Genomic DNA, 5,241 nt, shown 5'->3' with positions numbered 1-5,241 from the left:
GAACGCATCGCCGCGTTGCGCCTGAATCAACCGCGCAAAGCTGCACAAGTGGCTACCGGCAGCGTCAGTTTCAGCGCCAGCGCCGGCGCTGTGCTGGATGTCGACACCTTGCTGCAGACCGATGATGGACGCACCTACAAAGTCACGGCAGCGCGCATCGTCGCCAGCGGCGCTAACAGCACCACGATCGCTGCGCTCGATGCCGGTAGCGCGGGTAATGCCGACGCCGGTCTGACGTTGAATCCGGTGCAACCGATTGCTGGTGTTATCGGTAATAGCTTCATCGTTCAGCCACCTGGCCTCACAGGCGGCGTCGGCACCGAAAGCCATGAATCGCTGCGCGCCAGAGTCATTCGCTCTTATCGATTGATTCCTCACGGCGGCTCGGCGCAAGACTACGAAACCTGGGCGCTGGAGTGCCCCGGTATTACCCGTGCATGGTGTCGTGGCAACTTCCTCGGCCCTGGCACCGTCGGCGTGTTCGTCATGCGTGACGATGATCCGCAACCGATTCCCAACGAAGAGCAGTTGGCGGAAGTCGAAGCCTACATCGAACCGCTGCGACCGGTGACCGCGGACGTGAGGGTGATGGCGCCGGTACAAGTGCTGGTCAAGTACAAGTTGCGCGTTACTCCGAACACCAGTGCAGTGCGCGCGGCGGTTGAAACCCAGTTGCGAGATCTGCACAACCGCGAGGCGGGGCTGGGCGATACGTTGTTGCTCAGCCACATCACCGAAGCCATCAGCAGCGCCACCGGTGAGAGCGATCACAGTCTCATCAGCCCCTCGGCCAACGTTAGCGCCCAAAGCAATCAATTGCTGACATTCGGGGGGTGCGAATGGCTGTCCTGAGAAGTTCCAGACAATACCGGCAGCAGTTGCGCAGCCTGCTGCCCAGCGGTCCGGCCTGGGACCCGGAACGAGTGCCGGAACTCGAGCAGGTTCTTGAAGGCGTCGCTCAGGAACTGGCTCGCCTCGATGCCCGAGCAGCGGATCTGCTCAACGAGATGGATCCGGCTGGCGTCAGCGAACTTGTACCCGACTGGGAGGCAGTGATGAACCTGCCCGACCCTTGTCTTGGTGCCACTCCGCTCTATGACGATCGCCGCCTGGCTGTCCGTCGGCGGTTGCTGGCGGTGGGCAACCAGTCCGCCGCGTATTTCATTGAGGTCGCACGCACCCAAGGCTATCCAGAGGCCACGGTGACCGAATTACGGGTGCCGCGAATGGGGCGTTCGCGGTTCGGCGGCGCGCATTTCGGCACCTGGAAAGGGCAATTCATGTGGATCCTCAACACCGGCGGCCGCTTGGCTGTCGGGCGGCGTTTCGGCGCCAGTTATTGGGGCGAACGTTTCGGCATGTACCCAGGCTCGGCTCTGGAATGCCTCATTCACCGCAGTGCACCGGCGCATACCCGGGTGTACATCAATTATGACTAAGGACTGAATAAATGGATTATCCAAAAAGCGTACCCAGCGTCGGGCTGGTCGATGGCAAGTTTGTTGATGAGAACCCGGTGGCAGGCACGCCGGGATCGTTGATTCCGGCATCATGGGGCAATGCGGTAACCGAAGAAATACTCGGTGTGATCAAGGGCGGTGCGCTCAAGCCCGATGAAGCCGATGTCGGACAATTGCTGACAGCCGTGCGCAAGATCAATCAGGCCGGGCTCATCGATTTCGCGCTCGATACCGGTACGGCCAATGCTTATGCAGCCAACTATTTGCCGGCACCTGCGACACTGGTAGACGGCATGGTGTTGCGCTTCAAGGCTTTGAATACCAATACCGGCGCCAGTACATTTTCCGTAGCCGGTTCGGTCGCCAAACCGCTGGTTGGTCTTGACCATACTCCGCTTCGCTCCGGTGAAATCGTTGCGACGGGAGATGTCTGGGTGCAATGGAACAGCTCGCTGGGCAGCGGCGCCTGGATTCTGATCGCCAGTACCGGCGTGGCCAGACAGTTGGGGGCCGACGTGGGCGATGTGAAAGCCGTCGCTACCGTAGACGCACCCAGTGGCTGGCTCAAGTGCAACGGACAGCCTGTGTTGCGTACCCAATATGCCAATCTTTTCGCAGCAATCGGCACCCGGTTCGGTGCAGGTGACGGTGCAAATACATTCAACGTGCCGGATTTGCGTGGTGAATTTGTCCGGGGTCTGGACGAGGGCCGTGGTGTCGATCCGGGGCGAGTTCTGGGTAGCAAGCAGGCCGGGCAAAATGCTTCCCACGTTCACGATGTGTCAGCCGCTGCTGCAGGTAACCATGCTCACACGGCGCGCACTGATGCTGCCGGAGTACACGCGCATGGCGGCGCTGTTACCGGCGGAGGCGCATTCAACATCGACACGGTCATGGGCGGGCAGGGGACAATCAACGGCGGCAATACCGCAGGTTCCATCATGGGATCGAGCTCGGCGCCTTTCATCAATCGCAACTTTACAACCAACGCCCCCGCTCACACCCACGGCATCGTGGCGGACGGCAACCATGCGCACAACGTCGGTGTGGATGCCGCCGGGCAACACACGCATACGATCTCGATGGCGGCTGCGGGCGGCAACGAGGCTCGGCCGATGAACACCGCGCTGTTGTACGTCATCAAGTTTTGACAACCGCTCTCCGGAACCCTCATCAGGTGGGCCGAGCGTTGCGATAGAACCCTGAAAACTCCAGAAAGAAATGGCTGGCAAGCATCAGCCGCCAACCATGATTCAATCGGGACAACATCCAGGGAGGATCATGCATCATGCAATTAACTGAAAAACACCTTACCGACATCATGCCCAACGCCCGCTCCCAAGCGGGCGTTTTTGTTTCGCCGCTCAACACCGCGATGGCCAGGCATCGCATCGATACGCCCAAGCGCATCGCTGCGTTTCTGGCACAGGTCGGTCACGAGTCGGGACAGTTGCGCTACGTGCGCGAACTGGGCAACAACCAGTACCTGAGCAAATACGACACCGGCACGCTGGCGCTGCGTCTGGGCAATACTCCGGAAGCCGACGGCGACGGGCAAAAGTATCGCGGGCGTGGACTGATTCAGATCACTGGCCGGGCAAATTATCGTCAGTGCAGTCTCGGCTTGTTTGGCGATGAGCGTCTGTTGTCGTTGCCCGAACTGCTCGAACAACCGCAGTGGGCCGCCGAATCGGCGGCGTGGTTCTGGGCGCAGAAGGGCTTGAACGAACTGGCCGACGCGGACCAGTTCAACACCATCACCCGGCGGATCAACGGCGGGTTGAACGGCTTGCAGGATCGCCTGGAAATTTGGGCACGGGCGAGGGCGTTGCTATGTCCGGCTCCTGGCGCGTGATTGGTCTGATGCTGCTGGTGGCCGGGGCGTTTGCAGCGGCCTGGCAGTTTCAGGACTGGCGCTACGGACGGCAATTGGCCGAGCAGGCGCGGTTAAACGCCGAATCCCTCAATCAACTGACGCAGACCGCCGCCACCGCGCAACAGGCCGAGCAGGATAAACGCCTGGCGCTGGAGCAACGGCTCGCGGCCAGTGAACAAACCCATTACCGAGCGCTGAGCGATGCCCAACGTGATCAGGATCGTCTGCGCGATCGCCTTGCTACTGCCGATGTGCGGCTGTCAGTCCTTCTCGATGCCGGCGACGTTGCCCACGGCTGTGCGGTGCCAGCCACCGCCGGCACCGGCGGCGTGGATTCTGCAGCCGTACGCGCCCGACTTGACCCGGCGCATGCTCAACGAATTATCGCCATCACCGACACCGGCGACCGTGGATTGATTGCCTTGCAGGCCTGTCAGGCCTATGTCAGAGCGCTGGCGCCCGAACATCTTGAATGATTCTGTGTATTGAAAGCATGGCCGGCTCGTGTACGGTGAAGGCATTCCACACGATCCGGAGCTCGCCGTGAAAGAGACCACCCAACTGGCCGCAGAACTGGGCCGACGTCTGCAAGTGCTCAATGCCCATGTCACTACCGCCGAGTCCTGCACAGGTGGCGGGATTGCCGAAGCGATTACGCGGATTCCGGGCAGTTCGGCCTGGTTTGAAGCGGGGTACGTGACGTATTCCAACCGGCAGAAAACCCGGCAGCTGGATGTGCCGGGCGATTTGTTCGAGACGGTAGGTGCGGTCAGTCGCGAAGTGGTCGAGGCCATGGTGCGTGGTGCGCAGCAGCACAGCCTGGCGCATTTTGCCGTGGCGGTCAGCGGTGTCGCCGGCCCCGACGGTGGCACGCCGAACAAACCGGTGGGCACGGTGTGGCTGGCCTGGGGTGTTGGCGACGAGGTTTACAGTGAGGTTCAGCACTTCCCCGGCAACCGTGATGAGGTCCGCCGACAAACGGTGAAGGCCGCGCTAGAGGGGCTTGTGCGACTAGCGGCACGAGAAATCGAAAATCAGGGGTAGGCGATCTTCGAACGCTGTGGAATAATACTGGCTACTTATACAGGTGTTGGCCGTCAGGCCTTATTGATTACGTGAGGACTTTAATGGACGACAACAAGAAGAAAGCCTTGGCTGCGGCCCTGGGTCAGATCGAACGTCAATTCGGCAAGGGTGCCGTAATGCGTATGGGCGATCAGGACCGTCAGGCGATCCCGGCCATCTCTACTGGCTCTCTGGGTCTGGATATCGCACTCGGCATCGGCGGTCTGCCAAAAGGCCGTATTGTTGAAATCTACGGTCCTGAATCCTCCGGTAAAACCACGTTGACCTTGTCCGTGATCGCCCAGGCGCAAAAAGCCGGCGCGACCTGCGCATTCGTCGACGCCGAACACGCGCTCGATCCAGAGTACGCCGGCAAGCTGGGCGTCAACGTCGATGATCTGCTGGTTTCCCAGCCGGACACCGGCGAACAGGCCCTGGAAATCACCGACATGCTGGTGCGCTCCAACGCCGTTGACGTGATCATCGTCGACTCCGTGGCGGCACTGGTACCGAAGGCTGAAATCGAAGGTGAAATGGGCGACATGCACGTCGGCCTGCAAGCACGTCTGATGTCTCAGGCGCTGCGTAAAATCACCGGTAACATCAAGAACGCCAACTGCCTGGTCATCTTCATCAACCAGATCCGTATGAAGATCGGCGTGATGTTCGGCAGCCCGGAAACCACCACCGGTGGTAACGCGCTGAAGTTCTACGCTTCGGTTCGTCTCGACATCCGTCGTACCGGCGCGGTGAAGGAAGGCGACGAAGTGGTCGGCAGCGAAACCCGCGTCAAGGTTGTGAAGAACAAGGTGGCTTCGCCGTTCCGTCAGGCCGAGTTCC

7 protein-coding genes are annotated in these 5,241 nt (G+C 60.6%); all 7 read left to right on the top strand.

Going from position 1 to position 5,241, the window contains the following annotated elements:
* Positions 1–852, top strand: an 852-nt coding sequence (locus tag OQK_RS05125; RefSeq protein ID WP_016771421.1) for a baseplate J/gp47 family protein, incomplete at its 5' end; no start/stop codon positions are given.
* The gene (locus tag OQK_RS05120) at positions 840–1,439 is read left to right on the top strand and encodes a YmfQ family protein (RefSeq protein WP_016771420.1); all 600 of its coding nucleotides are present in this window, start codon (positions 840–842) and stop codon (positions 1,437–1,439) included. The genes OQK_RS05125 and OQK_RS05120, both read left to right, overlap by 13 nt.
* A gap of 11 nt (positions 1,440–1,450) precedes the next feature.
* Complete coding sequence (locus tag OQK_RS05115) at positions 1,451–2,611, top strand: tail fiber protein (protein ID WP_016771419.1); 1,161 nt, start codon at positions 1,451–1,453, stop codon at positions 2,609–2,611.
* A gap of 137 nt (positions 2,612–2,748) precedes the next feature.
* Complete coding sequence (locus tag OQK_RS05110) at positions 2,749–3,315, top strand: glycoside hydrolase family 19 protein (protein ID WP_016771418.1); 567 nt, start codon at positions 2,749–2,751, stop codon at positions 3,313–3,315.
* The gene (locus OQK_RS05105) at positions 3,294–3,812 is read left to right on the top strand and encodes a lysis system i-spanin subunit Rz (protein WP_016771417.1); all 519 of its coding nucleotides are present in this window, start codon (positions 3,294–3,296) and stop codon (positions 3,810–3,812) included. The genes OQK_RS05110 and OQK_RS05105 overlap by 22 nt, the downstream gene beginning before the upstream one ends.
* Before the next feature lie 67 nt (positions 3,813–3,879).
* Positions 3,880–4,380, top strand: a complete 501-nt coding sequence (locus OQK_RS05100) for a CinA family protein (RefSeq protein ID WP_038861108.1) — start codon at positions 3,880–3,882, stop codon at positions 4,378–4,380.
* An 83-nt stretch (positions 4,381–4,463) separates the two neighbouring features.
* A partial coding sequence (gene recA, locus OQK_RS05095; protein ID WP_016771415.1) for a recombinase RecA occupies positions 4,464–5,241 on the top strand: 778 nt, incomplete at its 3' end.

The organism is Pseudomonas sp. R62, assembly GCF_000257605.1.
In the GTDB taxonomy this organism is placed as follows: domain Bacteria; phylum Pseudomonadota; class Gammaproteobacteria; order Pseudomonadales; family Pseudomonadaceae; genus Aquipseudomonas; species Aquipseudomonas atacamensis.
The sequence above is the reverse complement of the archived record's forward strand: the minus strand, read 5'-3'. Positions and strand labels throughout refer to the sequence as shown.

What these genes read in the sequence shown, in the direction of transcription:
- OQK_RS05120 (WP_016771420.1), top strand. Translation starts at nt 840, where the DNA reads ATGGCTGTCCTGAGAAGTTCCAGACAATACCGGCAGCAGTTGCGCAGC.
- OQK_RS05115 (WP_016771419.1), top strand. Translation starts at nt 1,451, where the DNA reads ATGGATTATCCAAAAAGCGTACCCAGCGTCGGGCTGGTCGATGGCAAG.
- OQK_RS05110 (WP_016771418.1), top strand. Translation starts at nt 2,749, where the DNA reads ATGCAATTAACTGAAAAACACCTTACCGACATCATGCCCAACGCCCGC.
- OQK_RS05105 (WP_016771417.1), top strand. Translation starts at nt 3,294, where the DNA reads ATGTCCGGCTCCTGGCGCGTGATTGGTCTGATGCTGCTGGTGGCCGGG.